Source organism: Mycobacterium sp. Dal123C01, assembly GCF_052566995.1.
Genome location: NZ_CP199580.1, coordinates 3,311,753 through 3,337,184, shown reverse-complemented (window position 1 = coordinate 3,337,184; position 25,432 = coordinate 3,311,753). Strand labels below are relative to the sequence as shown.

The following is a 25,432-nucleotide window of genomic DNA, read 5'->3' as shown; positions in this document are numbered from 1 at the left end:
GTCAGATCGGGCTGCCGTGCACGGCCAGGACAGGCCACCGGTCGGGCACGCCTTTCAATAGGTGACTGCCGCGGTCGTCGAACGCGAGCCCGGATCCCAGCACCAGCGGCGGGACGGCGCCGGATACCAAAACCTCGTCGGGTTGCGCGATCCCCATGATCCGTGCCGCGATGTGGACCGCGATGCCATGCACATCGCCATCCTCGACCTCCACCTCACCGGTGTGCAATCCGGCGCGGATATGCAGGCCCAGATCCCCGACAGCGTCTCGAATTGCGCACGCGCAGTTGATTGCCCGAGCCGGCCCATCGAATGTCGCGAGTGCACCGTCACCGGTGAACTTGACGACCTTGCCGCGCGCATCGTTCGCCTCTCGCGCGACGGCTTGGTTATGCGCGTTAAGGATCGAGTTCCAGGCGTGGTCGCCCAAAGCCGTTGCGCGCTCGGTCGATCCGACGATATCGGTGAACAGCACCGTGGATAGCACACGATTGCTCGGCCTGGACCGTCGGGCGCCGGTCAGGAAGGAACCTATCTCGTCGAGTACCAGGTCGGAGTCCCCCGCGAACCACTCATGGTCATCGCCGTCGAACTCGACCCGTCGCGTATGGGGAATCCGTTCTGCCACGTACTTGGCGTGGCCCGGGACGACAAAACGGTCGCCTCGCCGGTGCACTACCAATGTCGGTGCCTGAATGCTCTCCAACACCGGCCGCATATCGGTGTGCTGAAACAGATCGCTGACGGCCTTGAAATATCCCCGGCCCCCAGCGAGTCGCTCACCGCGGCCATACCAGCGCCGCTTTGCCACGTCCCGGCTCCAGCTCGGCGCCAGCAGCTCAAGCGCTGCACCGGTCCCCGCGGTCTGGCCGACAACGTCGGACAGGTTGTTTAAGGCCCGCTCCGGAATGGCGAATGGCTGATCGGGCGTGCGCAGGAAGTACGCGTACGGGCTCCACAAAACAAGTGATCGCACCCGCTCGGGATGGCTTGCCGCCAACAGCATGGCCGGAAGCGCCGATCCCGCCATCCCGAACACGGATGCGCGCTCGCTGCCGGCCGCGTCGAGCACCGCGATCAGCCCGTCCGTCCATGCCTGCATCGCGGGCCGCTCGTGGATCGCCACCGCATCGGAGCTACCCACCCCCAGCAGGTCGGTCAGGATCAATCGGCCGAACGAGCCGAGTCGGCGAAGGTGGTCGGCGACCGTGTGGTCGTCCCAAATCAGGTCGATGGGAAACCGGGGCGTGGGCACGAACAGCAGATCGGGTCCTGAGCTACCGGCGACCTGGTACGCGAGGTTGACGTCACCGTCCCGTGCGTAGACGGTTTGGGGGATGACCGCCATGCCCATGAGCATGACAGCAATCCACGCAAACCGCCTGTTAATCGGCCTGCGTTCGCCTTATCGGGCTCGCGGCCTCGTGAACCGTCGGGCGGCGAGCAGCGGTCCGAAGCGTCGGGCGGCGAGCACTGGTCCGAAGAGACCTGAGCAAAGGGGATCAGCGGCAGCGGCAACGACCATGCACGCTGACTCACTCGTTGGCGAGGATGCTCATCGGGCACGGTGCTCACCCCGTTTGTTAAACGGAATTACCGCCAACGTTCACCTACTGATCTGGGCGGGCGTGCGCCGTGAATCATATTGCGGCCGCATCGGATTCGGCGATAGGGTGGGGGTCATGATCAAGAACAGCATCGGGACAATGTCCATCCGCGGCGGCGGCGCCGGCGGCGGTCGTGGTGGCGGCGCAGGTGGTGGCCGTGGTGGCGGCGCCGGCGGCGGTCGTGGCGGTGGCGCAGGTGGTGGCCGTGGTGGCGGCGCCGGCGGCGGCCGGTAAAGCCAAACAACTCTTTTCTTCTGCGCCCCTTGGACTTTCATCGCGTGACCATGGGGCGCCGGGAGGTGCGCGGCGTTTGTCCCGTTGAGGCATTCGAGTCTTAGCGGGCTTCGCCGGCGTATGCGGACGTCCCGATAGACCTCGGCCGGCCCGTTGGATGATTAGTGCTTTGGGGCAGCCGTGCGCCCCAGCACTCGGGCGCTCGTTCCCATCTGGTCTGTTTTTTGGCGAAATGTGCCTGGATCGGATTTGCGTGATTGCAAATCTGTTGGTGCCGCGATAACTGAACCCGCGATTCGCTCGTGAACCGAGCGGCTGGAAGACTGCTGGCATGCAAGCGATCAGCTGCACCGTGCGTTCGGCGTCCCCACAGGACGCGGCCGCGTGCGTTGCGATTTACCGCCCCTATGTCGAGAACACGGTGATCAGTTGGGAACTGGAAGCCCCGAGCCCTGACGAGATGGCTTCGCGGATCGCCTCGGCGCAAAAGGCCCACGAATGGCTCGTCCTCGAACATGACGATCAGGTCATCGGCTTCGGCTACGGCCACGCATTGATCAGCCTGCCTTCCTTCACGTGGTCGGTTGAGACGGGCATATACATCAGCAGCGACCACCACCGCTCAGGCTGGGGCCGCAGGCTCTACACAGAAGTGCTGCACCGACTCGCCGAGCGTGGCTACCGGCGCGCCTTCGCCGGCATCACCCAACCGAACGAGGCCAGCAACGCATTTCACCGATCCTTCGGGTTCGAGGATGTCGGCGCCTGGCCGCGGGTTTATTTCAAGAACGACCGCTGGCACGACGTCGGGTGGATGCAACTCGATCTCGGCCCTGGCGAGCAACAGGCACCGCCGCGTCCAACTCTTCGATAGCGGATCACGTTGCGCCACAGCCGCATAGTGCGGTTCTTATCGGCGCGTACGCAACGCAACGTAGTACTCGTGCCGTCGAGTTTGGTCGACGGTATAGCTGATCGCCTTGGTGACCCCGTCATGATCGACATCCACCCAGCGCTCGGTGCGCTGACGCTCAAATTCGCTCCAGGACGTCACGGTGAACCTCTCGAGGAACGAGTTGGGTTCTTCGACGCTGTGATAGAGCCGCCAGCTGTGACCGCCCGTTCGCAGCCGTGACTGCCGGACCTCCCTCATCGCCTCGACGAATTCATCGAGGTTCTCGGGCGGCACTTGGTAGCGGACGGCTACCAGCACCGGTCCGTCTTGAGGGCACGGTTCAAACACCAGCGTCGGTGTCGGCCAGGCGCTGGAAACCTCGACGCTCTCCGTCCCGGTGCATGGTCGCAGCCCCAGCGCGGTGACGCTGAGGGCAACCACGCCCAGCACCCCCGCCGACCACAGCATCGCGTCGTCAAGGCCCCACCGCGTGGCAAGGGCACCCCAGAGATAGGCGCCAACTGCCTGAGATCCGGTGGAGACCAAGAGATACACCGACAATCCGCGAGCTCGAACCCATCGCGGCAAAGACAGTTGCGCTGCTGCATTCAACGTCGTCAAGGTGAGCAACCACGCCATGCCCGACAACATCAACAATGGGATCGCCGCGGTGAACGGCAACCAGACCACGGCCAACGGCGCAAGACCGTACGCGGCGGCCGACACCGCGAGCAGCAGGTTGTCCGACATTCTGTCATGCAACGGTCCCGCGGCTACGACGCCGAGAATGGCGCCAAAACCGATGGCCCCCAGCGCCACACCGTAGCCGCCGGCTCCCAGGTGCCACTTGTGCGCGGCCACCACCGGCAGCAAGGCGAGGATGGCCGAGGCAGGAAACAGGAAAAGGGCTGTGCGCAAGAGGATCCTGCGAAAAATTGGACTGTTCCCAATGTATTGCAGCCCGGTGACGATGGCCGGCCCGATGCGTTCCCGCTCGAGTGGCACGATTTGCTTCGGCCGATTCCACGCGCGCAGCGCAATGATGATTGCCGAGAACGACACTGCGTTGATCGCGAAGACCGCCGAGGGACCCAGCCATGCCACCACGATGCCGCCGATTGCCGGCCCGATCGCACGGGTGGCGTTGGCCGAGACACTGCCCAAAATCGATACCGCCGGTATTTGCTCGCGTGGGACAACTTCCGGCTGAATCGCCTGCCAGGCCGGTCCGGTAAGTGCAGCAGCAAAGCCGATAGCCAAGGTGAACAGCAACAGTGCGGTCGGGGTGAGGCGGCCAAGATTGGTCAGCAGTGCCAGGGCGAGCGCGACCAGCACGGCATACGACTGCAGGACGATCAGCAACCGGCGCCGGTCGAACAGATCGGCTAGCACGCCGGCGAACAATCCCAGAAGCAGCGTGGGCCCCAGGCTCGCAGTCTGAACCAGCGCGACGATGACGTCACTGCTGTGGTTTTCCACCAGGAACCATTGCGCCGCCACAGCCTGCATCCACGTCCCCATGTTGGAGACGAACTGGGCGATAAACAGACCCCGGTACACGCGATTGCGCAACGGCGCCCACGTGGACGGTTTCCCACCGTCGGCACGCTCCTGGTCCTGAATCAGCACAGAGTCGATGGTCGAGAGCCCCTCTGCTCGGCCAGTACGCGTTAAGGAAGCTGACTGGCGTTCTCCAACGTGCGGGCAACGCGTTGCCTTATGGATTAAAAGTTTAAGACACACACACCCAGCGCTCGCACCACGGATCCCCACTCCAAAAAGGAGCCCCGAAGTCGAGCAAGCGGGCGCCTAAGCCCGTTACCAAGGATTATGTGAGACAACGAGTCTGGCTGTCTGCCGGTTCAGCCGCCGGACGGCAGGCGCCGACAAGTCGCCGCGCCGATAAGGTGACTCTTATGTCCGACGCCGATCGCGAATTGGGGCTGCAACCGCTCTATTTGCTGGCAGACAGCCAGCTGCTGTTCTGGAAGCACCGGGACCGGCCCCTGCTCGAGGCGGCACTGGACGGATTGGCTCGGGACACGCGACTCAGCGCGGCCTATGTCGGTGCCTCCAACGGGGATCGTCCGGAGTTCTACGAGATCTTCGAGTCGGCGATGGATGCGATTGGAATCACCAACCGCCGCATGATCGACTCGTCGTTCGGCCCCGACGACCGCACCTTTTTGGAAGGCGCCCAATTGATCGTCCTCGCGGGCGGCGATGTACGGCTCGGCTGGACGACGTTCGAGCAAACCGGGATGAAAGACGCAATCCTGGACCGGTATACCCGTGGGGCGATCCTGGTGGGCATTTCAGCCGGCGCAGTCCAGCTCGGACACTATGGAATCGTCGAGACACCGGAATCCTCTGCGCCCGAATTGTTCGACGTCTTCAATCTCGTCCCCGCGGTCGTCATCGACACGCACGATGAACGAGCCAACTGGGCGCGGCTGTCGCGCACGATTCAGTCGCTGGCCGGAACGGCCACCGGGCTCGGAATCCCCTCCGGAAGCGGGGTCATCGTGCACACCGATCGCACCATCGAGCCTCTGCGGCGTCCCGCGCACCAATTCCGTTTCGAGGGCACGCACGTCACGCACTCACTGCTGCGCGCCGAAGAGGGCAGCTGACAAGACCGGAAAAATTTCTGCGACAACGCAATACGAGAGCTGCGCCCGTCTAGCCGCCGCCGCCCACCGGTGGCGGTGGAGGTTCCGGCGCAGCTTCGAGGGTCGCAACCTTGTCGAGACCGCAGATGGTGAGGACCCGAATCAGCAAGCGGTGGACGATGATGTGCACACGGTCGACTTTGTCGGCGTGGTTAAAGAGCACATTGATTCCTGCGCTGTCCAAATACTTGACCGTGCTGAGATCGATGGTGATTGGCCTGCGGCTTCCCTCGCTCGCCGCGTTGAGTGCATGAATGAGCTGGGCGACGTTACTGAGATCGATCTCCCCCGTTGCAGTCACCCGGGCCATCCCGTCAGGGCCGCGGTCGATGGTCAGGCTGAGCTCTGCGGCCATTAGGTGATCCTCGCGAACAAGTGAACGGTGGTGCCGGCGTCAGTGGCGTGAATCGTGAGGTCCTCCATCAGGCCCCGCATGAGGGTGATGCCGCGGCCCCGATTGACGCCGGGGACCACGCGCGGCGCCTTCCAGGTGCCGCTGTCGGTGACGGTCACCTGCAGCGAATCGACGACGGCTGTCGCACACAACGACACGGTGCCCTCGCCTTGATCGCGGCACCCGTGTTCGATCGCGTTGGCGACGGCTTCACCTGCGGCGGTGAGTACGTCTTGAATTTGATCGGGCTCGACCCCCGCCTGAGTTAGCCAGCTGCGCAACGCAGCACGGCTCGGGGCGAGGTGATCGACGTCGGCGGTGAATTCCATCGCCAGCGGGGCGGGCTGCCTGTAGAGCAGCAAGGCGACGTCATCTGAATAGCCGCCTCCTGGCTCGAGCCGCAACATGAGATGGTCGGCCACCTCGTCGAGCGCCTGCGAACGGCCGTACTGAATGAGATCGGTAGCACTGGCGATTCCGTCGTCGATCGAACGGCCGCGGCGTTCGACCAGACCATCGGTGTAGAGCAACAGCGTCGCCCGCGCCGGCATCGTCACGTGGGCTTCGGGACGAGACCACTCCACGCGGAGGGCCAGCGGAAGCCCATGTCCCCCATCGAGCTGCAGGGCGGTTCCGTCGGCAAGCACCATGATCGGCGGTGGGTGGCCCGCACTGGAGTACACCAATTCGCCCGTGTCGGGGGTGAGCACCGCGCAGAATGCGGTGGTGCAGCGGGCGCCGGGCAGACGCGCGGCGAAGCGGTCCAGACCAGCGAGGACGGCGCTGGGACTGGGCTGGTCGAGCAGCAGTGCACGGCACGCACTTCGGAGCTGACCCATCACGGTCGCGGCGGCCAAGCCGTGGCCGACACAGTCGCCGACGATCAGCGCGACGCGCCCGTCGTCGAGATCGACGACGTCGTACCAGTCGCCGCCAACCTGCAGCGGGTGGCTGGCGGGGTGATACCGGACCGCAAAGCCTCCCGGCAGAGTCGCCGGGCCGAGCATCGCGTGCTGCAGCGCCAAGGCGGTTTCGCGTTGCTCGTCCAACTGGTAGACGCGGTGCAGGCCTTGACTGAGCCGCCCGGCCAGGACCTTCAACAGGTTGTGATCCTCCGGGGTGAATGGACGTTGCTCCGACAAGTCGACCCAAACGACCAGCACTCCTCGGGGATGCTGCAGTGAAATGCCTGCCGTACCAGGCTCTCCGGTGACCGTGGTGAGCAAATCGGAATCGCGGAGCGACTCGATCAGCTGCCGGTGGCGTGGCGGGAGTTCGGCCCAGTCGCAGGGCTCGCCGGCACACACCAGTTCCGGCGCGGCATCTTGAGGAGCGTCGCGGGCGAACGTCGCGGCCAGAACGCGACGAGCGTTCCACGTTTGGCGTAATTCTTCGGCCGCGCCCTGCAGGGTGCCATCAAGCGACTCTGCTTGCGCCAGTTGCTGATTCAATCCGGCGAGAGCAACCTGGCTCTGCACCACGTAGTGCTCGGTCGTGACGTCGCGCAGGGTGCCGACCATGATTCGACGGCCGGTGTCCGGGTCGTCGACGTGGCTGAAGCTCGCCGCGACCCACAGCCGGTGCCCGTCCCGGTGGATTACCGGAGCGGTGAAAGCACCGTGGTTTTCGTTGAGCAGCTGGCCGAAGACCGACTCGACTTGCCGGTGAGCGTCGGGTTCGGTGTCGGCGTCCGGCCACCAGGGATGGGCAGCCTCATAGGGCAACTGTTCGGAGCCGTAGCCGAGGATCTCGGTGAACGCGGCGTTGATCTCGATGACGGCACCGTGCTCGTCGCAGACAAAGAACCCTTCCTGCAGCGAATCCACCAGGGCGGTGCGCCACCTGGCGTGGTGGCTGCGCAACCGAGACAGCTCGACGTTGGCGCGCACCCGGGCAAGGAGCTCGGCGGCGGCGAATGGCTTGACGAGGTAATCGTCGGCGCCGGCCAGGAAGGCTTCGATGGAGGCCTCCTGTCCCGCGCGTGCGGAAAGCAGCAGGACGGGCAACGCAGCGGTGCGCGGGTCACTGCGCAGCGCCGCGAGCAGTTGCAGACCGTCCAGACCGGGCATCATCACGTCGCTGATGACGAGGTCGGGAGCCTGCGCGTGGATGGCCTCCAGCGCCTGCTGCCCGTCGGTGACGCCACTGACCTGGTAGCCGGATGTCTGCAGCAGGCTGGTCAGGTATTCCCGCATGTCGGCGTTGTCGTCGGCGATCAACACGCGTGTCCGCTCGCCGTTTTTCCCGGCCGGTGCGGTGGCGGTCATCATCGCCGTGGTACTCGTGTCGGACGGTGTGACGCTGGTGTCGCCGGGCAGCCAACGGAGGGCTTCCTGCACATACGGTTCGGCGATCGCGCCGGGTATCGGATGCACCCCCGGTGGTGCCGAGACTTCGTCGGTCGGCAGATGGGCCGCGCCGAAGGCCAAACGGATGACGAAGCGTGTTCCGACGCCCTCCCGGCTGTCGACAGCGATGGTGCCACCGTGGAGCCCGACGAGCTCTTTGACCAGCGCGAGCCCGATGCCACTGCCCTCCGTGGAGCGCGCACGTGCAGTTTCGATCCGATGGAAACGCTCGAAGAGCCGGGGCATCTCCGAGGCGGGCACCCCAATCCCGGTGTCGGTCACCGTGACAATGGCTTCGGTGTCGTTGCGGCTCACCCCGACCGTGATCGAACCTTCGAAGGTGAACTTCAACGCGTTGGAGAGCAGGTTGAGGATCACCTTCTCCCACATCTCGCGATCCAGATAAACCGGTTCGTCCAGCGGCGGGCAGTCCACGTTGAACGCCAAGCCGGCCCGATCAATCGCCGAACGGAAGACGCTGGCCAGATCGGCGGTAACGGTTGACAAGTCGACGGGCCCGAATCGGGCCCGCATTCGCCCCGCTTCGATGCGCGAAAAGTCCAGCAGTGTGTTGACCAGTTTCGCCAGCCGCAGGCCGTTCCGGTGAACAAGCTCCAGCTCTTGGAGTGCCTGCTTATCGACATCAGTCGCCCGACCACGCAACTCGTCGACCGGTCCAAGGATCAAGGTAAGCGGAGTGCGGAATTCGTGGCTGATGTTCGAAAAGAACGCCGTCTTCGCCCGGTCGAGTTCGGCCAGCTCCTCGGCACGCTGCTGTTGTGCTTGATAGCTGCGCGCGCTGCTCACGCCCGCGGCGATGTACCCGGCCACGAGCTCCACGAAACCGCGGTAGCCGTCGTCGAGCCGTCGGTGCCGGTTCAGCCCGGCCACCATGAAGCCGACTGGCGCCGTGCCATGGCGTAACAGCGGCACCAGAAGGGTGTGAGCGGGCGGTTCCGACCAGGGGCCGGTGGGCAGATTCGATCTGTCACCGTCGAGCTCGATGAGTTCGGTTTCGCCGTGCGCCAGCTTCTCGGTGGGCCAGGCGGAAAGGCCGCTCGCGGTGAGTATTTCCGACTCCGCGTGATGTCCAGGCGTGATTCCACTGGCCCCGGCCAGCTGCGCGTCCCCGTTCTCTCCAAATAGATAGGTCAGCGTGAACGGGAGGTCGTAGGCGTTGTTGGCCAGTTGGTGGGCGGCGTAATCCAGCATCTGACGTTCGGTGCGCACGACGCTCGGATCAGAGCCCAGGTCCCGCAGCGTCGCCATCCGGCGCTGAGCGATCACCCGATCGGTGTCTTCCCTGACCACGCAGAGCATCCCGACGACGCGCGCGTCGTCGTCACGCAGCGCGCTGTAGGAGAACGTGTGATACGACTCCTCGGGGTAGCCCGACCGCTCGATGATCAGCAGCAGGGCCTCGTCCCAGGTCGCCTCCCCGGTCGCCAACACGCTCTCGATCCGCGGACCGATGTCATCCCAGATCTCTGCCCACACCTCGCTGGCGGGACGACCCAGCGCCCAGGGGTATTTGCGGCCGAGGGTGTCGCGGCGATAGGAGGCATTGCAGAAAAATGTCAACTCCGGGCCCCACGCCATCCACATCGAAAACCGCGACGACAGCAGGATGTTCACGGCCGTTCGGAGGCTTTGCGGCCATCCGTCCACGGGTCCGAGCGGGGTGGATTCCCAGGCGACGGCGGCGAGATCGCGGCCGATCTCCTGATCTGCCCGGAAAACCACTGCCATCCCTTTCGAAATGTCACCAAGCCCAGGGGCCGTCGCCTACCGCTGCCCGTTGCGGTTCCGTCAAGACAATCATTCACCGCGCTCGCGTCGCCAGCTTTTCGCTGGAAGAGGGATAAATGTGACGTTCTGGCGGGCGGGCGGCTTCGGTACATCGTTTATCCGGTTTGCGGCGGCCGCCAAAGGCAGCATGGCGTTAGGTGACGTGTCGTCCACCGGCATGGGCTTTTGCGATGTCCGCTGAGCCGCCGAAGACCTACTGGACGCACCTAGGTTAAGCGCGTAACCTCACTCAAGTTAGGCGTCTCACCACGCCTGCAGCGACCGTGTTCACTGAGCGAATGACTACCCGGGATGTATTGCCGCACGACACAATCCACTTCCCTCGGTCCCTACGACATCGAGATCCAGACCGACGTTCTGGGCAGGGCCCAGGTTTCCCAACGATTGAAGGCATCGCGCTTCTCCATGTCGGAGCGGCTCGACGAAAGGATCAAGGACTTTGAATAACGCCACGAGTAACGCCACCGACATCGACCCCGCGGTCGAAAGCCAAGGCTCGGGCGGGATCATTCCGGTCTTCAACCCGTCCACCGAGGAGCAGATCTTCGAGGTCGTCGATGCCGACCAGGCTGCCGTCGACGCCGCGGTGGCCCGGGCCCGCGAGACATTCGAGTCGGGGGTGTGGCGCAAGCTGCCCGCCGCCCGCCGCGCTGAGGTGCTCTTCCGCGCCGCGGCCATCGTCAAGGAACGCATCGACGAGCTCGCCGGGCTCGAGTCCAAGGACAACGGCATGAACCCGGTGGCCGCGCAGCAGATCATCAAGGTGTCGATGGACATGCTGCTGTACTACGCAGGCTGGGTCGGCAAGATCCATGGCGAGTCGAGCAACGTCGTGTCCGACGGCCTGCTCGGCCACTTCGAGAACTACCACAACTTCACTCAGCTCGAGCCGGTCGGCGTCGCCGGCCTGATCATCCCCTGGAATGGGCCGTTCTTCGTCGCGATGCTCAAGGCCGCGCCAGCCCTCGCGGCGGGCTGCAGCTGCGTGCTCAAGCCCGCCGAGGAGACGCCGCTCACCGCGCTGAAGCTGGAGGAGATCTTCCGCGAGGCGGGGCTGCCCGACGGCGTCTTCAACGTCATCACCGGCTACGGCGAGACCGCGGGCGCGGCGCTCGCCGCACATCCGGACGTCGACAAGATCGCGTTCACTGGGTCGACGGAGGTCGGACGGCTGATCGTGAAAGCGGCCGCGGGGAACCTCAAGCGCCTGACCCTCGAGCTCGGCGGCAAGTCACCGCTGATCATGTTCGACGACGCCAACCTCGACAAGGCGATCATGAATGCGGGTCTGGGCCTGCTCGCGGGCTCGGGGCAGAACTGCTCCTGCACCTCGCGCATCTACGTCCAGCGCGGCATCTACGACCAGGTCGTGGACGGCCTCGTCGCATTCGCCAAAATGCTGCCGATGGGCGGCAGCGACGATCCCGACTCTGTCCTCGGGCCGCTGATCAGCGAGAAGCAGCGGCAGCGCGTGGCGGGCATCGTGGACCAGGGCGTGGCGGCCGGCGCGCAGGTTGTGACCGGCGGCAAGCCGATGGACCGCCGCGGCTTCTTCTACGAGGCGACGATCGTCACCAACACCACGCCCGACATGCGGCTCATCCGCGAGGAGATCTTCGGGCCGGTTGGCTGCGTGATCCCGTTCGACGAGGAAGAGGAGGCGCTCGCCGCCGCGAACGACACGGAGTACGGGCTGGCCGGCGCCATCTGGACCGAAAACCTCGGCCGCGCCCATCGCGTCGCGAACGAGCTTCGCGCCGGCCAGGTCTGGGTGAACTGCGCGCTCGGGGCCGACCCCTCGATGCCGATCTGCGGCCACAAACAGTCGGGTTGGGGCGGCGAGCGGGGTCGCAAGGGCATCGAGGCCTACTTCAACACCAAGGCCGTCTACATCAGCCACTGATCGGGTCGCCTGTACGAATCCGATCTGCGCCCGTCGGCTGCGGCGATAGACAGTGTTAGCGTCATCGACGTGACCCTCAAAGACATCGCCCTGACCACCCTGGACGGCAAGCCGACCACGCTCGCCGAATTATCCGACGGCGCAACGCTAGTCGTGAACGTAGCCTCCAAGTGCGGACTCACTCCGCAGTACACGGCGTTGGAGAAGTTGGCCAAGGACTACGGCGACCGGGGCCTGACGGTCGTCGGCGTCCCGTGCAACCAGTTCATGGGCCAGGAACCAGGCACCGCCGATGAGATCCAGGAGTTCTGCTCGACGACCTATGGGGTGACGTTCCCGTTGCTGGCGAAGACCGACGTCAACGGCGACGACCGCCACGCGCTGTACACCGAGCTGACCAAGGCCGTCGATTCCGATGGCCAGGCGGGCGACATCCAGTGGAACTTCGAGAAATTCCTCGTCGCACCCGACGGTGAAGTGCTCAATCGATTTCGCCCCAGGACCGAACCGGACGCGCCCGAGGTCGTCGGTGCCATCGAGGCGGTGCTGACCCGATAGGGCGTGTAAGCCGTTGCGCTCCCGTTTTTTCGGGACCCTGGAACTCAGGCGGTGCGACGGCGTCGTAGGAACGAGTCGCTGAGCGACGGCGGTTGATATCCGCCGTCGAAACTGGAGACCGTCACGCCGGGCGGCACGATCTCATCGATCACGTCGAGGATGTCCGTCGACAGTGTCACCTCGGTCGCGCCGATTTGCGACTGAAGATGGTCCATAGTGCGCGGGCCGATGATCGGCGCAGTGACCCCCGGGTGCTGCATGACGAAAGCCAATGCCAAGTGAATCAGCGATAGGCCGGAGTCGTCGGCCAATTTCCCGAGCGCATCGGCGGCGTCGAGTTTGCGCTGATTTTCCGGACTCGACATGTCGAACCGTCCCGGTATCCGGCTGCGGCGCATGGAGTCCGGCAGTTCCTTGTCCTTGCGGTAGCCGCCGGAGAGCCAGCCACCGGCCAACGGGCTCCACGGAAGTACGCCCATCCCATAGTCCTGCGCCACCGGCAAGACGTCGGCCTCGATTCCGCGCACCAGCAAAGAGTAGGGCGGCTGCTCGGTGACGAACCGGCCGAGGCCGCGCCGCTCGCTGACCCACTGCGCCTGCACCATCTGGTGAGCGGGAAAGGTCGAGGAGCCGAAGGCCCGGATCTTGCCTTGCCGCTGCAGATCCGTGAGTGCGGAAAGTGTCTCCTCGACGTCGGTGTGCGGATCCGGCCGATGCACCTGGTAGAGGTCGATCCAGTCGGTGTCCAACCGGCGCAGACTGTTCTCGACTTCCCGCACGATCCAGCGGCGCGAGGTGCCGCGCATGTTGGGGTCCCCGCCGGGGGCGCCCAACGGAACACCCATTTGCCCGTGGACCTTGGTGGCCACGACCACGTCATCACGCCGAGCCCCGGCCAACGCCTTCCCGACGATGACCTCGGACTCGCCCTGAGAGTAGACGTCTGCCGTATCGATGAAGTTGATCCCGGCGTCCAACGCCGCATGGATCGTCGCGATCGACTTTTCATGATCCGGCTCGCCCCACGCGCCAAACATCATGGCGCCCAGGCAAAGCGGGCTGACTTGGATTCCGGTTCGGCCTAAGCTGCGATATTCCACACACCGAGTCTAGGCGCCGGAGTTATGCGCGCCGGCAGTGGAAGCGCGAATCCCGTACGACCTGATCGACGCGTACGTGGCTAATCCCCCAACTCGCTGCTGAACTCGCCGCCGGGCATCCCCTGCTCCTCATTCCGACAGTGAGCGCCGCGACTAACCGAGGCTCTTGGCGAACCCACTGAGATCGCGCACGCTGGCCGCGAAAACGTCGGGCATCACGCCCGCGAATATCAGATCGCCCCCATGACAGGTGCCCGCGACCAACCGGCCCACAGTGGGCACACCCGCACGCACCAGCCGGCGGTAATAGTCCAGCCCTTCGTCGCGCAACGGGTCGACTTCGTTCACCGAGATCACATGCGGTGGTAGGCCGTTCAGATCGTCGTCGGTCGCGACGCCGGCAAAACAGGTGGGATCGTTCGAGTTCTGATTGTCGGGGTCGTAGAGCGAACCCAGGAGCTCCAAGTGTTGAAGGCTGATGAAGTAGCCGTCGCATTCGCGCAGTGACGGCAACTCGTCGGGAGCGTCGTGCCACCGATTGGAGATGTACGGGCACTGCGCGTAGAAGCCCGCGACTTCGTCCAGCCAACCTTCGCGTTTTGCTTTGTGCGCCACGGTCAGAGTGAGATTGCCGCCGCCGGACTCGCCGGCAACGATCAGATGGCTGACGCCAAGTTCTGCGCGATTCGCCGCAACCCAGCGAACGCCGGCCGCGCAGTCGTTCAATCCGGCGGGAAACGGGTGCGGCCCAAGCTTTCCTGCGGAATTGCGGAACTCAACGCCGATGACGACAAGGCCGGTGGCTGCCAAGTGCTCACGCAGCTGCATGTAGGTGTCATCGGCGGCGCTGGCGATGGCCATGCCGCCGCCGTGCAAGTGCACAACGGCAGGCAACCGACCGTCAACATCGGGGCGGCTGATGTACAGCGTGACGTCGTTGCCGTCTTCGCCGGTGATCGTGGTCGCCGTCGTCGTCACACCGCTCGCATCAGGAACGCCGGCCGCGAAGAGCCCCAGAAGGGCGCCCATCCCGTCCTCAGCCATCGCCGCGTAGGCGAGCCGCTCCTCAAGCGGGGAATCGATGGTCAGTGGCACCGCCGGTGCATTGCTGTCGAGTCCCATTGGTGCGAGGGCTCCGACCATTCGCGGGTCCGCCCGAGGGTCGGTCCTGAGACAACAATCCGGATCAGCGAGACGACCGTTAGCCATGTTGCGACTTTACAGCGGACGCTGAGACGACGGCGCGGGCAGTAGTTAGCGTCATTGGCGTGACCCTCAAAGACATCGCCCTGACCACCCTGGATGGCAAGCCGACCACGCTCGCCGAATTATCCGACGGCGCAACGCTAGTCGTGAACGTAGCCTCCAGTGCGGACTCACTCCGCAGTACACGGCGTTGGAGAAGCTGGCCAAGGACTACGGCGAGCGGGGCCTGACGGTCGTCGGGGTCATCGAGGCCGTGCTGACCCGATAGCGGGCACTGCGGTTATTTGGCCAGCACGGAGCTGTAATAGACGGTGTCGGCGACCGACACGGCGTCGTCGCGCTGCGGGATCGCCGTCAGACCGTTGTCGGCCAACAGCTGGCGCATCGGGGTACCGACTGATTGCCAGCCAAGGCTCTCCAGGTGAGACGCGACGTCGTTGCGCTCCCCCTCGAAGCCAAGATCGGTGAAGTCCATCTCGAGGCCGTGCTCACGCCATTTGGCACTGGCTTTGCGCAACAGTTCTCGCGATCGTTCTTTGTCGACCTGCGGCCTGTCCGGGGAGGCCTCGCAGGCCAACCGACTGCCCTCTGCACTGAGCGCGGTGATGTTGTCCAGCAAGGCATCCTGGGCCGCCGGCGGCAGATACCCGAAAAGCCCCTCGGCGATCCACGCGATGGGCCGGCTCTTGTCCAGGCCGGCCTCGAGTAGAGCGGTCGGCCAATCCTGCCGCAGATCGATGGCAACCGTGCGCAGGTCGGCTTTCGGAGCGGCGCCCAGCCCGGCCAGTGTGGTGGTCTTGAACTCGATCACCTCAGGCTGGTCGATCTCGAACACCGTCATGTCCTCGGGCCAGGCCAATCGGTAAGCACGCGCGTCGAGACCAGACGCCAAGATCACGGCCTGACGGATCCCGGCCTGGGTCGCGTCGCGAAAGAATGTGTCAAAGAAGCGAGTCCGGGCGGCCATCGCATCCGGCATGTGCCCGAGCTTCCAGCTGGACTCGTGGTAGTCGACGTCGGCGGCGTCAATCTCGCCGTCGGCCCAGCGGGTGAAGAAGTCCACGCCGACGGCACGGACCAGCGGCTCGGCAAATTGGTCCTCGATCACCGGGTTGTCGGCCTTGGTGGCGATCGCGCGGGCAGCCGCCACCATCGTGGCCGTCGCGCCCACGCTGGTCGCGAGGTTCCAGGTGTCGTTGTCTGTGCGTGGCATGCGCCTGTTCTCCAATGTCGGCATATGGGTGATACTTAGATAGCTTAACAAACTGCGGCGGGTGCGGTGCAATTGCGAGGCCAGGGTCAGTTCACTCCCCGCCGCCAATGGCGGACCGTTGTGATCGCTGTCTTGAGCCCGCGACGGCGTCCTGTCACGTGATCGGTCGCGGCGAAACCGGGCTCTAATTCGGCGAACATCTGCTCGCTGCGGGTTTCGGGCGCGTCGTCGGCAGTGTCGCGCAGGTACTTGTTCGGCAGCGACAGTTTGGCGATGGTGCGCCACGTCTTGCCGTACTGCATCAGGAAAGAACCTGTGGTGTAAGGCAAGTCGTACTTGTCGCACACCGCACGCACTCGCACCGAGATCTCGTGCAGCCGGTTGCTCGGCAAATCGGGAAACAGGTGATGCTCGATCTGATGGCACAGGTTGCCGCTCATAAACCGCAGCACCGGCCCGCCCTCGAAGTTGGCACTGCCCAGCATCTGACGCAGATACCACTGGCCTTTCGATTCCCCGATCATGTCGGTCTTGGTGAATTTCTCTGCGCCATCAGGGAAATGCCCGCAGAAGATCACCGCATTAGCCCAGATATTGCGCATCACGTTGGCCACCGCATTGGCCTTCAATGTCGATGTGTAGGTCGCCCCCGGTGACAGCGAAGTCAGCGCCGGGAACGCGACATAGTCCTTGACGAGCTGCCTGCCGGCCTTGACGGAGAATTCGCGCGTCCGCTCGAGGATGGTGTCGCGCTCCGGGCCAGCCTTCAAGAGTTTCTCTAAATCAACCGTCTGCAAACCAATTCCCCACTCGAACCCAATCGCGAGAAGAAAGTTGAATAAGAGATTGCCGATGTTGTAGCGCTCCCAGGGCTGATCACGGGTGACCCGCAGGATGAAGTAGCCGACATCGTCGTCCATGCCCAGGATGTTGGTGTACTTGTGGTGCTGAAAATTGTGAGCGGCAATCCAATGTTTTGACGCCGCACTCATGTCCCACTCCCACGTCGTGGAGTGGATCTCGGGATCGTTCATCCAGTTCCACTGACCGTGCATGACGTTGTGGCCGATCTCCATGTTCTCGATGATCTTGGCAACGCCCAAGGTCGCGGTTCCCGCCCACCACGCCCAGCGCTTGGAGCTGCCGGCCAGCATCAGTCGACCGGCCACATCCAGGGCACGTTGCCCAGCGATCGTGCGCCGGATGTAGCGGGCATCGCGTTCGCCCAGCGAATCCTCAACGTCCAGCCGGATCGCGTCCAGCTCGAAAGCCAGGTTCTCGATGTCAGCCTCAGTTAAGTGGGCGAAGGCCGGAACATCAGTAATCGCCATGGTTTTCCTCCCCTTGGACAGCTAGGCCGGGATCCCCGCGTTCAGATGCGATTGGCACCTGCCCAATCGGCGGACGAAGCCGCTCCCTTGATCGTTTAACGCGGCTAACGGTTCTGCGGTTCCTTGCCGACGGCGTACTTACGTTTTCCTAATGTCTGCAGGTGAAGCCAATGTGTTTGCGAATCAACACTGTTCGTCGACTTGGTAGCCAGCGGCTCGCGAGATGGGGGGCGGCTTGGTACAAGATAAGCGGCGGCTTAGTGATAGCGGCGGTGGCCGTCGACGGCGTGTCCCCTCGCTCCCGGCGCCGGGCTGTTGCCGCGGCGTTGCTAGACCGAAATGATCGTGCCGAGGAAAACACTGGGCTCCGGCGGCTTGCGCTGGCAGGGTTGCGGTTCGCGCGGGTGTGGCTGAGAGGCTAGGCAGCGGCCTGCAAAGCCGTACACACGGGTTCGAATCCCGTCACTCGCTCCGAGAACGTCGCGCCCTTGACGACGGTGTGAACCGTCCCGGGATGAGCGCATTCGACACACTCGTCAACGCACTGAGAATTTACCGAGCTTTCGCTATTCTTCTTATTTGCTGCTTGGACCCCGCACACCAACTGGCGGGCTTGCTAACGCCAAGAAGAAGAAAAGGGAATCGAATGCCCTCACCTCGCTGGCTGGCCAGACTTGGCGTCCCCATCATGGCTGGCGCTGCCCTGGTTGGTAGCGCCGCAATAGCGACTGCCACTACTGCTCAAGATGACGCTTACCTCGCGCAACTGCGTGCCGTCGGCCTCTCATGGCCACCGCAGACGGAAGAGGCACTCATCGGGGAGGCCCACCTCATCTGCTACGACCTCACGTGGGGTTGGACGCCGCAACAGATTGCCGACGAGGTTCACCAGCACCTGGACAAGAGGAGCGTGACGTTGCCGGATGTCGGAACCATGGTCGACGCCGCGCACTCGACCTATTGCCCCGGCAATGTGTGCGACGCCCCTAGCCTTTGCACATGACGGCGTGATTACCGCCGCTGGGGTCAGGGCGCGGCGTGCGGAGTCACGAGGAACTTCTCTCCGGTCGCCCGCTTGACGTACTCGTTGAACGCATCGGGCTGGAGCATGCCGGCAAGTGACACCTCCCGGGTGTAGCTACTCGCGAACGTGGTGGTGAGTTCCGCGGCCACCCGAGCGCGCAGCCGGCCAAAGGTCTCGGCTCCTGCATTTTGAATAAATGGGGTGAGCAGCCAGCCTCCGACGCCCCACGCCATGCCGTAGCTCCTGGTGAGCACCGTCGGGCCGGTGTCGAGTCCGCCGTAGATGTACACCTGCTTGTGGACAGTCGACCCGTAGCGCGAGTACGCCCCCGCGGTCGCACTGGCCGCCTTCTCCATACCGTCGAGAATCTGACTTGCCAGCGTTCCACCCCCCGTGGCGTCGAAAGCAAGGGTCGCCGATGTCGCGTTGAGCGCCTCGACGAGATCTGTCGCGAACGACGGCGATGTCGAGTTGAGGATGTGGGTTGCGCCGAGCGACTTCAGCAACTCCTCTTGCTCGGGTTTGCGGACGATATTGACCAGCGGTATCCCGTCTTGCTGGCAGAGCTTGACCAGCATTTGGCCCAGGTTCGATGCCGCGGCGGTGTGCACGAGGCCCGAATGTCCTTCGCGGCGCATGGTTTCCGTCATTCCGAGTGCCGTCATCGGATTGACGAACGATGACGCTCCGTCCCGCGCCGTGGCGCCCTCGGGCAGGGCCAGACATGCGGAAGCGTCGAACGCTCGGTATTGCGAGTACATCGCGCCGCCCGCAATTGCCACCGTTTTTCCGATCAGGGCCTGGGCTGCTGAGGATGACCCGGCGGCCACCACGGTGCCCGCGCCCTCGTTGCCCACCGCAAGCGATTGGTCGAGTCGCGCCGACAGCGCCGCGACGGCGGCCTGTCCGAGCGGGGCGGTGACGACGGGACGTTCGGGGGTCCCCGATACCGTCGCCGCGGTCATGTCCGCGCCAGCAACAAGAAGGCCCAAGTCTGAGGGGTTGATCGGCGAGGCTTCCACACGCACCAGCACCTCGTTGTCGCCGGGGACCGGAACCGGAACCTCGTGCAGCGAGAGTTCGAGCGTGCCACCGGACGTCACCAACGAACGCAATTCCAGTGCTTCGCCGGGCAAATCTGCGGTCATGGGCGGTGCCTCGTTCCTGTTGTGGGTCGTCTCAAGCGTGTCAACGCTTAAGACGCCTACCGATCTTCCGTCACGGGGTCCAGGTAAAACCAGCGGCCGGCGCGGCGCTCGAAGCGACTGCGCTCATGCATGCTGTCGGCGCGGCCCGCGGACTCGAACTGGGCCCTGAACTCCACCTCACCACGATCGTCGTCTGGGCCACCAGCGACGGTGGCGATCACCTCTAGACCGGTCCAGGTGATGGATGGGTCGACGGTGACGTCGACTGGCCGCGTTCGCGGGTGCCACGTGCGGAATAGGTAATCGGCGTCACCGTAGGCGAATGCCGAATACCTCGATCGCATCAATTCCTCGGCCGATCGGGCCTGCAACTCGCCATGGTGAAACGGCTCGCAACAAGCGCGATAGCTTTCGTCACTGCCGCAGGGACACGACGGCCCGAGGACTTCGTCCACGCCAAGAGCCTGACAGACGCCCGGTGCTCCCCCGGCGGCGCGGCGGTTTGACTGCAGTTACAGGCCGGGCAAGCAGATTGGCGATCCGGCGCAGGTGTTCGCCGGGGAAGGATCTCCCTCGAGAATGTGCGCACCGACTTGAATGCCGCCCTCGGTTCCCCGATGACCGAGGCTGCCGCCGTAGTAGTGGTGGCAGACATTCATGTCCCACACCACGTCCGGCATCGGCAAAGCACCGCCGGGGCACCACACGTAGCTGCACATCCCCATTTGGTTACAGATGCCCGTTGACGGGTCGGCCTGGGCGGTGCCTGTGCCGAGCCCCAGAGTGGCCAGCGCCACGGTGCCGGACAGCAGCGCTTGGTAAACGATTCGGTTCATGTTGCCTCCTGTTCAGTGCGTCGCCGGCATCGGCGTTGTCTTGGCAATCACACCGAGGCCGGTCCGCTACCGATCCCAACGTTGCGGCGTCGTCCGCGGGACTCCAAGAAATCGTTGAGAAATCGAGAAGGCCGACGTCCGACACTTTTCTTAGCTACCCCGTGGCAAACCGGGGAGGAGAAAAGGACAAACCATGAGGGCCGTCAAGATCACCACCATCTCCAAGGCCACCTTCGTCGCTGTGGTAGCGATTGGCGTCGCACTGGGATTGGCCGGCCCGGCGCACGCGACTTCTGGCACCATGTACGGCGACCCCGTGGCCGCCGCCAAATACTGGCGCTACCAGCAGTACTGGGACGACTGCACCCTGATGGCAAGCGCCGATGTGGTCGGCGAAGTCACCGGCGTGGAGCCCTCGGAAGAGGACATCATCAACAGGGCCCAGGCGACCCCTAGCTCACAGGGCCCTGGCCCGATCTACACCAGGCCGGCCGACCCGAATGACCCGAATTCGGGCGAGGGCACGTGGTTTCGGGACATCCCCACGCTGCTGGCGCAGTACAACGTCAGCGCCGTGATCACTCATGGCGACCTAGAAGGACTCGAGCAGCAATTGGGCGCCGGACACAAGGTGCTCGCCAGCGTCAACGGCGAACTCGTCTGGCAAAAGCCCGTCGAACAAAAAGACAGAAATGGCAACCCCGCGCATGACCACACCGTGGTCGTGACCGGCGTCGACACCGCCAACAACGTCGTGCACCTCAACGACAGCGGTAGCCGCGAGGGCCGCGACAACCAGATCCCCATCGCGGTCTTCCTCCAAGCCTGGGGCGCCGGCCATAACCTCATGGCCGTCACCACCTAAACCGGCAGCCGATATCAAGCTGCGATAGCTGTTTCGGCAAAAGAACACGGATTCGACGGCATGCAAGTCTCCGTGCAAGCGCCTAGTTTTTTCGAATCCTCGATGCGATGCCCTTCGGCAGTGTGCGATGTAACGTGGATCATATTGCATTGTCTACCAACATGATTAGCCTCGGAAGCGGCGACGTGGTCCCGGCGTGTGCATCGCCCTCGGCACCCATTGCCGAATCGAGACCGCCCAGCCAAGGAGAGTCGCCATGGCGCCGACCGAACGTGCGAGTCTGGCCAAAGCGCAACGCCAGCATTGGCAAAACACCTACCGGGATAACCCAGGTATGTACGGGTCCACGCCGTCGGCGTCGGCAATGTATGCGGCGCAAGTGTTCAGGAAGGCCCGTGCCCGGCAGGTACTGGAGTTGGCGGCCGGCCACGGGCGCGATGCCCTTTATTTTGCCCAGCAGGGATTCAGGGTGTTGGCCACCGACTTCAGTGGTGTTGCCGTCGCCCAGATCCAACCAGCTGCCAAAGCTCAAGGTCTAACCGAGCGAATCTCGGCGGTCGTGCACGATTTGCGCGACCCCCTACCTCCGAAGACCGGATCCGTCGACGCGGTGTATGCCCACATGGCTTTGTGTATGGCCCTATCAACCAACGAAATACATGCCGTAGTGAATGAGATCCGGCGCGTGCTTCGCCCAGGCGGAACGTTTGTTTACACCGTTCGGCACGTCGGCGACGCACACTACGGTGCAGGGAATCCGCACGGTGACGATATTTACGAGCACGGCGGATTCGCGGTGCACTTCTTTTCGGAGCAATTCATCAAGGCATTGACCGATGGCTGGATACGCGACGATATGCACGCCTTCGAAGAAGGAGACCTGCCACGACGGTTATGGCGGGTCACATGGACTAAACCGCACCAGGATTCGCCTTAGGAGCGATCGGCGTGCCCGCACCTCAGCAGACCTCAGCCCCCGCGATGGCTCGAATGTTAGCGGACTTCCGGATCATCTTCGACCACCCTTAGTTGGTGGGTTCGAGAACGAAGACGGAAATCACTCGACCTGCCCTCTCCGCGTACCCCGCGAATGGCTCGAAGGCCTGAACCGCCCGATCCCACCAGACCGCCCGCTCGTCGCCGACGAGCTCGCGCGCCGAAAAATCACCGATCGCCGTCAAATCCTGTAGCTGCACATCGGGATGTGCCTTCAAGTTGTAGTACCAAGCCGGAGGCTTGGCCGAGCCGCCCTTGGAAGCAATAGCCGCATAACAACCATTGTGTTCAACCCGCATCAACGGAATACGCCGTGGCTGACCGGTCTTCGCGCCGCGAACAGTCAATACGATGACGCGCTTGTCGTCTTGGTCGAGCTCAACAGCGAGGGTCTGTGTGGTCCCCGATTCATCCAGCTGTTTGAGCGCTTGGTTCTGGCCGTAGATCCACCCCTCGTCAGGCAACACTCTCAGGTCTACACCTGCTCGGGGAATCTCCGGCAGCGGCGCTTCACTTTGCATATTGTTCACTCTACCCGTTCCCATGAACAATGTATTGACGAAACTATATATGCGCCTGGGCTTTCCGTGTATCCACTAGTTTGGGCCCGACCAGGTCGGTAGACCGCGACGGTGGATATCGGTGAGGAATTGGCGCACAAGTGCGTCGGACGGAGCGGCGACCACCGCAATGACTTCGCGATCGACGTTCGGCCGGAGCCGCCGCACCACTCCGGGCGATTCAGGAGCCAAAGCCGATACGGGAACGAGGGCGACACCGAATCCTGCCGCGGCCAATTGGGCTGCTGTGCGCGGACTGTGCGTGTGCAAGACAGGATTCAGTACCACGTTGTGACGGTCAGCAAATTCATCCACCCAATCCGCCTTGCCGCTGTCCAGGCCATAGTGAACAAAGGGTTCATCAGCCAGCTCACAGACGGCAACCCCCTCCGTCCGTTGCGCGAAACGGTGACCAGGCGGGACGACAACAACCATCTCCTCTGTGCCGAAAACACTGACGTGGGCGGTGGTTCTGGTTGGCCGAGGACCAATGGCGATGTCGACATCCCCTGCTTCCAAATGCGCCACCATCGCGTCTGCGCTCGTGAACTCGGAGAGGTCGAGCTGTACCTCACGACGCTGCGAACGCCATTGGCGCAGTACCGGAGCCAGCAGCCACGTGGTCATCGTCTCCGCGCACGAAATCCGAATGCTGCCCGCATCGGCTCGGGCGACCCTTTTCCCCATCTCTATTGCCCTTGCGGAGGCAGCGAGTAATACCCGCGCTGTAAAGCCTGCGACTCCGTCTACGTCCTACTGCCCCGCGTTGCGAGCCAGCTCGATGGCGTACTGATTCACGAAGTTGCCCGCCGGCGGATCGCCTTTGCCGCATGATCCGTCGGATTCACCGGGACGTTTGATCCACAAGTAGGCGTCGGCGTGCGCGCCCCCGGTGGCCGCGGTCGGCGGAGTGCCCAGCGCTCGGCCGCTGGGGTTGCACCAGTTGAGCTCGGAGTCGGGCGCTGGTCCGGCGCCGTTTCGCGACGTGTCGATCACGTAGTGCGAACCGTTGGTGAGACCGGAAATTGCCTCGCCATAACCGATTTCGTCACCGGTGGTGAAGAAGTTCGCAGTGTTGACGCTAAAACCCCGCGCGTGGCCGACGCCGGCCTGGTTGAGCCTGGCGGCCATGTCCTCGGCGCTATGCCAGCGGAAGTGACCGGCATCGACGTACACGGCTGCGTTCGGATCCCGGGTCAGGGTGTCGACGGCGTAGCGAATCAAGTCGTACCGCTCTTGGCGCTGATCACCCGATAGGCAATCGGCCATGGCGAGTGCATCGGGTTCGAGGATGATCGCCACCCGCGAAGCGCCCACGCCGGCTGCGATGCCGTCGATCCAGCCGCGGTAGTCGTCGGCCGACCCCATGCCACCGGCAGCGAAGCTGCCACAGTCGCGGTGCGGGATTCCATAAATCGACAAAACCGGGATGGCGCCAGCGGCCGCCGCGTCGCCGGTGTACTTCCCGACCGTGGCCGCCGAACCGCCCGGGACGATCCAGTACGCCTGCGGGGTGTTGGCGATGGCGGCCAACTGGGGATTCGGCGGATCGGCGCTCTGCGCGGCACGCATGGCCGCCGAATTGGGGTTGACGTAGAACGGCGCTCCAGCCAACGGATCGCCATCACTGACCAAGCGCACGGTCGGAGCAGGACCGACCTGCGCCGGGTGGGCAAGAAGATTCATGCCGGCGACGGCCGCAACCGTCAGGAACGGGGCGGTCCACCGCGCGACTGCACCAGCAGCTGAGAACATCACCTCAGGAAATTAGCTGCTCCAGAACGTTGAGCGCCAATCGCGTGCCTCAATGTTGTCGCGTGCGGTGCGCTGCGAGCACGTCCGCATTTGCCAGCGTTTGCGCCTGAGCGGCCAGCGTCGATGCCCCATTGGCATGGGCAATTGCTTCGGAAGCGTTGGTTGATTCCTTGCCGTGCGCCGCTGCCAAATGCCGTTTCGCCTCGTCGCATCGGGTCTTGGCCTCGGTGCCGATGCTCTCGCGATGCTTGGTGACGTAGTCGGAGATTTGGCGCACTCTGGCCTCCGCGCTGGACAGCGCCTGCCCCAAGGAGTCATCGCGCCCGCCGATGGTCGCTTGCCCGTCGCTGGGGTCAACCGGCCGCGCGCCTCGCCGGCGGCTGCGCGCACGAACGAGCAGGAGAATCACCACAACGACGACCACAAGGACGGCGAGCCCGATCGCGATCGGCAGCCAGGTGTGCTTTGGCGGGCTTACCGATGTGGTCGACCCGTCAGCTTTGTTCAGCCCGTCGGCCGCAGCGATCGCGGCACCGGTCCAGTCTTTTGCGCTCACCGCCGGTGCAATTTTGTTGGTCTGCAGGCTGTTTACTTCGGCCGCTGTGACGCCCTGCACCTGGGGCGGCACGCTGAACGCGTACAGCTTGGTGTTCGTGGCGATGGCCAGCAGCACGTCGTGGTCGCCCATCGCGCTAGCGTCGCGGGTTTTGTCGGCCCAGTTGTCGGGTTTGAACCTGTTGAAGTTGTCGACGTAGACCACCCACAGTTGGATGTGCCGATCGCTAGACAGCCGGTCAATGGCCGAGTTGACCGTCGCGCGATCGGAAGCCGTCAACACCCTGCTGTTGTCGGTGAGGTGGTCCAAGAGCTTGGACGGCGGTTGCGCGCCGGCGGGGGGTGCCAGCAGCAATCCCGTTGTGAGGATCGTCAGGACTACACCGAACAGGCGAGCAATCCGCATACGGACAAATCTAGCCC

24 protein-coding genes, 1 tRNA gene and 1 pseudogene are annotated in these 25,432 nt (G+C 64.0%); 10 read left to right on the top strand and 16 right to left on the bottom strand.

Features of this window, described 5'->3' with window-relative positions; genetic code table 11:
* Position 1: 1 nt before the first annotated feature.
* Both ACTXG5_RS15775 and ACTXG5_RS15770 read right to left on the bottom strand, forming a co-directional pair.
* On the bottom strand, positions 2-1,348 hold the full coding sequence (locus tag ACTXG5_RS15775) for an alpha/beta fold hydrolase (protein WP_445159697.1): 1,347 nt from the start codon (positions 1,346-1,348) through the stop codon (positions 2-4).
* A gap of 292 nt (positions 1,349-1,640) precedes the next feature.
* Entirely contained in the window at positions 1,641-1,847 is a 207-nt protein-coding gene (locus ACTXG5_RS15770) for a hypothetical protein (RefSeq protein ID WP_445159696.1), read from the bottom strand.
* Between the two features lie 325 nt (positions 1,848-2,172).
* On the opposite strand from ACTXG5_RS15770, the gene ACTXG5_RS15765 reads away from it, so the two are divergent.
* Positions 2,173-2,715: a GNAT family N-acetyltransferase gene (locus ACTXG5_RS15765; RefSeq protein WP_445159695.1), complete on the top strand. Its 543-nt coding sequence runs from the start codon at positions 2,173-2,175 to the stop codon at positions 2,713-2,715.
* A 36-nt stretch (positions 2,716-2,751) separates the two neighbouring features.
* Here ACTXG5_RS15765 and ACTXG5_RS15760 read toward each other — a convergent pair whose 3' ends face one another.
* A complete protein-coding gene (locus ACTXG5_RS15760; RefSeq protein WP_445159694.1) occupies positions 2,752-4,365 on the bottom strand; it encodes an MFS transporter in 1,614 nt (537 codons plus the stop codon).
* Positions 4,366-4,652: 287 nt separating this feature from the next.
* On the opposite strand from ACTXG5_RS15760, the gene ACTXG5_RS15755 reads away from it, so the two are divergent.
* The gene (locus tag ACTXG5_RS15755; RefSeq protein ID WP_445159693.1) at positions 4,653-5,369 is read left to right on the top strand and encodes a Type 1 glutamine amidotransferase-like domain-containing protein; all 717 of its coding nucleotides are present in this window, start codon (positions 4,653-4,655) and stop codon (positions 5,367-5,369) included.
* Positions 5,370-5,418: 49 nt separating this feature from the next.
* On the opposite strand, the gene ACTXG5_RS15750 is transcribed toward ACTXG5_RS15755, so the two are convergent.
* Together ACTXG5_RS15750 and ACTXG5_RS15745 are read right to left on the bottom strand one after the other, a co-directional pair.
* Positions 5,419-5,763: an STAS domain-containing protein gene (locus ACTXG5_RS15750; protein ID WP_445159692.1), complete on the bottom strand. Its 345-nt coding sequence runs from the start codon at positions 5,761-5,763 to the stop codon at positions 5,419-5,421.
* Positions 5,763-9,899 (bottom strand): SpoIIE family protein phosphatase, encoded by a 4,137-nt coding sequence (locus ACTXG5_RS15745; RefSeq protein WP_445159691.1) that lies wholly within the window; start codon positions 9,897-9,899, stop codon positions 5,763-5,765. The genes ACTXG5_RS15750 and ACTXG5_RS15745 overlap by 1 nt, the downstream gene beginning before the upstream one ends.
* A 118-nt stretch (positions 9,900-10,017) precedes the next feature.
* On the opposite strand from ACTXG5_RS15745, the gene ACTXG5_RS15740 reads away from it, so the two are divergent.
* The 3 genes from ACTXG5_RS15740 (at position 10,018) to ACTXG5_RS15730 (ending at position 12,420) form a co-directional block, all read left to right on the top strand.
* Entirely contained in the window at positions 10,018-10,140 is a 123-nt protein-coding gene (locus ACTXG5_RS15740; protein WP_445159690.1) for a hypothetical protein, read from the top strand.
* Positions 10,141-10,464: 324 nt separating this feature from the next.
* Positions 10,465-11,862: an aldehyde dehydrogenase family protein gene (locus ACTXG5_RS15735; RefSeq protein WP_445164441.1), complete on the top strand. Its 1,398-nt coding sequence runs from the start codon at positions 10,465-10,467 to the stop codon at positions 11,860-11,862.
* 69 nt (positions 11,863-11,931) lie between these two features.
* Positions 11,932-12,420, top strand: coding sequence for a glutathione peroxidase (locus ACTXG5_RS15730; RefSeq protein ID WP_445159689.1), 489 nt, complete (start codon positions 11,932-11,934; stop codon positions 12,418-12,420).
* 44 nt (positions 12,421-12,464) lie between these two features.
* Here the strand turns inward: ACTXG5_RS15730 and ACTXG5_RS15725 are convergent, their stop codons facing one another.
* The gene (locus ACTXG5_RS15725; protein ID WP_445159688.1) at positions 12,465-13,520 is read right to left on the bottom strand and encodes an aldo/keto reductase; all 1,056 of its coding nucleotides are present in this window, start codon (positions 13,518-13,520) and stop codon (positions 12,465-12,467) included.
* Between the two features lie 153 nt (positions 13,521-13,673).
* The gene (locus tag ACTXG5_RS15720) at positions 13,674-14,729 is read right to left on the bottom strand and encodes an alpha/beta hydrolase fold domain-containing protein (protein ID WP_445159687.1); all 1,056 of its coding nucleotides are present in this window, start codon (positions 14,727-14,729) and stop codon (positions 13,674-13,676) included.
* Positions 14,730-14,788: 59 nt separating this feature from the next.
* On the opposite strand from ACTXG5_RS15720, the pseudogene ACTXG5_RS15715 reads away from it, so the two are divergent.
* Positions 14,789-14,970 (top strand): annotated as a pseudogene (locus ACTXG5_RS15715) (glutathione peroxidase); the annotation flags it as partial.
* Between the two features lie 36 nt (positions 14,971-15,006).
* Here the strand turns inward: ACTXG5_RS15715 and ACTXG5_RS15710 are convergent.
* Positions 15,007-15,939: an SAM-dependent methyltransferase gene (locus ACTXG5_RS15710; protein WP_445159686.1), complete on the bottom strand. Its 933-nt coding sequence runs from the start codon at positions 15,937-15,939 to the stop codon at positions 15,007-15,009.
* Positions 15,940-16,025: 86 nt separating this feature from the next.
* Complete coding sequence (locus ACTXG5_RS15705) at positions 16,026-17,270, bottom strand: fatty acid desaturase family protein (protein WP_445159685.1); 1,245 nt, start codon at positions 17,268-17,270, stop codon at positions 16,026-16,028.
* A 400-nt stretch (positions 17,271-17,670) separates the two neighbouring features.
* Between ACTXG5_RS15705 and ACTXG5_RS15700 the strand changes: the two genes are divergently transcribed.
* Both ACTXG5_RS15700 and ACTXG5_RS15695 read left to right on the top strand, forming a co-directional pair.
* A tRNA-Cys gene (locus tag ACTXG5_RS15700) sits at positions 17,671-17,741 on the top strand.
* 217 nt (positions 17,742-17,958) lie between these two features.
* A complete protein-coding gene (locus tag ACTXG5_RS15695; protein WP_445159684.1) occupies positions 17,959-18,273 on the top strand; it encodes a DUF732 domain-containing protein in 315 nt (104 codons plus the stop codon).
* Between the two features lie 23 nt (positions 18,274-18,296).
* On the opposite strand, the gene ACTXG5_RS15690 is transcribed toward ACTXG5_RS15695, so the two are convergent.
* The 3 genes from ACTXG5_RS15690 to ACTXG5_RS15680 form a co-directional block, all read right to left on the bottom strand.
* Positions 18,297-19,442: a zinc-binding dehydrogenase gene (locus ACTXG5_RS15690; RefSeq protein ID WP_445159683.1), complete on the bottom strand. Its 1,146-nt coding sequence runs from the start codon at positions 19,440-19,442 to the stop codon at positions 18,297-18,299.
* 56 nt (positions 19,443-19,498) lie between these two features.
* Complete coding sequence (locus ACTXG5_RS15685; RefSeq protein WP_445159682.1) at positions 19,499-19,813, bottom strand: YchJ family protein; 315 nt, start codon at positions 19,811-19,813, stop codon at positions 19,499-19,501.
* Between the two features lie 141 nt (positions 19,814-19,954).
* Positions 19,955-20,278, bottom strand: coding sequence for a hypothetical protein (locus tag ACTXG5_RS15680; protein ID WP_445159681.1), 324 nt, complete (start codon positions 20,276-20,278; stop codon positions 19,955-19,957).
* 193 nt (positions 20,279-20,471) lie between these two features.
* On the opposite strand from ACTXG5_RS15680, the gene ACTXG5_RS15675 reads away from it, so the two are divergent.
* Both ACTXG5_RS15675 and ACTXG5_RS15670 read left to right on the top strand, forming a co-directional pair.
* On the top strand, positions 20,472-21,143 hold the full coding sequence (locus ACTXG5_RS15675; protein ID WP_445159680.1) for a C39 family peptidase: 672 nt from the start codon (positions 20,472-20,474) through the stop codon (positions 21,141-21,143).
* Positions 21,144-21,399: 256 nt separating this feature from the next.
* Positions 21,400-22,080 carry a class I SAM-dependent methyltransferase gene (locus ACTXG5_RS15670; protein WP_445159679.1) on the top strand — a complete coding sequence of 227 codons (681 nt, stop codon included), beginning with the start codon at positions 21,400-21,402 and terminating at the stop codon, positions 22,078-22,080.
* Positions 22,081-22,168: 88 nt separating this feature from the next.
* Here ACTXG5_RS15670 and ACTXG5_RS15665 read toward each other — a convergent pair whose 3' ends face one another.
* The 4 genes from ACTXG5_RS15665 to ACTXG5_RS15650 all read right to left on the bottom strand — a co-directional run bounded on the left by ACTXG5_RS15665 (position 22,169) and on the right by ACTXG5_RS15650 (position 25,415).
* Positions 22,169-22,660, bottom strand: coding sequence for a nitroreductase family deazaflavin-dependent oxidoreductase (locus ACTXG5_RS15665; RefSeq protein ID WP_445159678.1), 492 nt, complete (start codon positions 22,658-22,660; stop codon positions 22,169-22,171).
* Between the two features lie 75 nt (positions 22,661-22,735).
* Complete coding sequence (locus ACTXG5_RS15660) at positions 22,736-23,386, bottom strand: LysR family transcriptional regulator substrate-binding protein (RefSeq protein ID WP_445159677.1); 651 nt, start codon at positions 23,384-23,386, stop codon at positions 22,736-22,738.
* A gap of 66 nt (positions 23,387-23,452) precedes the next feature.
* The gene (locus ACTXG5_RS15655; RefSeq protein ID WP_445159676.1) at positions 23,453-24,457 is read right to left on the bottom strand and encodes a glycoside hydrolase family 6 protein; all 1,005 of its coding nucleotides are present in this window, start codon (positions 24,455-24,457) and stop codon (positions 23,453-23,455) included.
* 46 nt (positions 24,458-24,503) lie between these two features.
* Positions 24,504-25,415: a TPM domain-containing protein gene (locus ACTXG5_RS15650; RefSeq protein WP_445159675.1), complete on the bottom strand. Its 912-nt coding sequence runs from the start codon at positions 25,413-25,415 to the stop codon at positions 24,504-24,506.
* Positions 25,416-25,432 lie beyond the last annotated feature (17 nt).

Excerpts from the sequence above, each read along its gene's own strand:
- ACTXG5_RS15775 (WP_445159697.1), bottom strand. The coding sequence starts at position 1,348 with ATGGCGGTCATCCCCCAAACCGTCTACGCACGGGACGGTGACGTCAAC.
- ACTXG5_RS15765 (WP_445159695.1), top strand. The coding sequence starts at position 2,173 with ATGCAAGCGATCAGCTGCACCGTGCGTTCGGCGTCCCCACAGGACGCG.
- ACTXG5_RS15755 (WP_445159693.1), top strand. The coding sequence starts at position 4,653 with ATGTCCGACGCCGATCGCGAATTGGGGCTGCAACCGCTCTATTTGCTG.
- ACTXG5_RS15750 (WP_445159692.1), bottom strand. The coding sequence starts at position 5,763 with ATGGCCGCAGAGCTCAGCCTGACCATCGACCGCGGCCCTGACGGGATG.
- ACTXG5_RS15745 (WP_445159691.1), bottom strand. The coding sequence starts at position 9,899 with ATGGCAGTGGTTTTCCGGGCAGATCAGGAGATCGGCCGCGATCTCGCC.
- ACTXG5_RS15720 (WP_445159687.1), bottom strand. The coding sequence starts at position 14,729 with ATGGCTAACGGTCGTCTCGCTGATCCGGATTGTTGTCTCAGGACCGAC.
- ACTXG5_RS15710 (WP_445159686.1), bottom strand. The coding sequence starts at position 15,939 with ATGCCACGCACAGACAACGACACCTGGAACCTCGCGACCAGCGTGGGC.
- ACTXG5_RS15705 (WP_445159685.1), bottom strand. The coding sequence starts at position 17,270 with ATGGCGATTACTGATGTTCCGGCCTTCGCCCACTTAACTGAGGCTGAC.
- ACTXG5_RS15695 (WP_445159684.1), top strand. The coding sequence starts at position 17,959 with ATGGCTGGCGCTGCCCTGGTTGGTAGCGCCGCAATAGCGACTGCCACT.
- ACTXG5_RS15690 (WP_445159683.1), bottom strand. The coding sequence starts at position 19,442 with ATGACCGCAGATTTGCCCGGCGAAGCACTGGAATTGCGTTCGTTGGTG.
- ACTXG5_RS15680 (WP_445159681.1), bottom strand. The coding sequence starts at position 20,278 with ATGAACCGAATCGTTTACCAAGCGCTGCTGTCCGGCACCGTGGCGCTG.
- ACTXG5_RS15675 (WP_445159680.1), top strand. The coding sequence starts at position 20,472 with ATGAGGGCCGTCAAGATCACCACCATCTCCAAGGCCACCTTCGTCGCT.
- ACTXG5_RS15670 (WP_445159679.1), top strand. The coding sequence starts at position 21,400 with ATGGCGCCGACCGAACGTGCGAGTCTGGCCAAAGCGCAACGCCAGCAT.
- ACTXG5_RS15665 (WP_445159678.1), bottom strand. The coding sequence starts at position 22,660 with ATGCAAAGTGAAGCGCCGCTGCCGGAGATTCCCCGAGCAGGTGTAGAC.
- ACTXG5_RS15660 (WP_445159677.1), bottom strand. The coding sequence starts at position 23,386 with ATGGGGAAAAGGGTCGCCCGAGCCGATGCGGGCAGCATTCGGATTTCG.
- ACTXG5_RS15650 (WP_445159675.1), bottom strand. The coding sequence starts at position 25,415 with ATGCGGATTGCTCGCCTGTTCGGTGTAGTCCTGACGATCCTCACAACG.